This window comes from Streptomyces sp. DH12, assembly GCF_020873895.1.
Taxonomy (GTDB): Bacteria; Actinomycetota; Actinomycetes; order Streptomycetales; family Streptomycetaceae; genus Streptomyces.
Window position 1 is genome coordinate 1 of sequence record NZ_JAHWGT010000628.1, and the last position, 539, is coordinate 539.

Below are 539 nucleotides of genomic sequence, written 5' to 3' on the forward strand. Positions count from 1 at the left end.
GTCCTCGACCTCACGCTGGCGAACTTCGCGGAGATCGGGCTGACCGAGGTGGGTGTCGTGGTCGGCTACCGCAAGGAGGCCGTGTACGAGCGGCAGGCGGCGCTGGAGGCGAAGTACGGGCTGAAGCTGACGCTGATCGACAACGACAAGGCGGAGGAGTGGAACAACGCCTACTCGCTGTGGTGCGCGCGGGACGCCCTGAAGGACGGTGTGATCCTCGCCAACGGTGACACGGTGCATCCGGTGTCGGTGGAGCGGACGCTGCTGGAGGCGCGTGGTGACGGCAAGCGGATCATTCTGGCGCTGGACACGGTGAAGAAGCTCGCCGACGAGGAGATGAAGGTCGTCGTCGACCCCGGGAGGGGGATGACGCGGATCACGAAGCTGATGGACCCGGCGGAGGCGACGGGTGAGTACATCGGCGTGACGCTGATCGAGGGCGGGGCGGCGGCCGAGCTGGCGGACGCGTTGAAGGCGACGTTCGAGCGGGACCCGCAGCTGTACTACGAGGACGGCTACCAGGAGCTGGTGAACCGGGG

General features: G+C 67.3%; 1 protein-coding gene. It reads left to right on the forward strand.

Features of this window, described 5'->3' with window-relative positions; all coding sequences use genetic code 11:
- A partial coding sequence (locus tag LPA54_RS36150; RefSeq protein WP_228984767.1) for a phosphocholine cytidylyltransferase family protein occupies positions 1-539 on the forward strand: 539 nt, incomplete at both ends.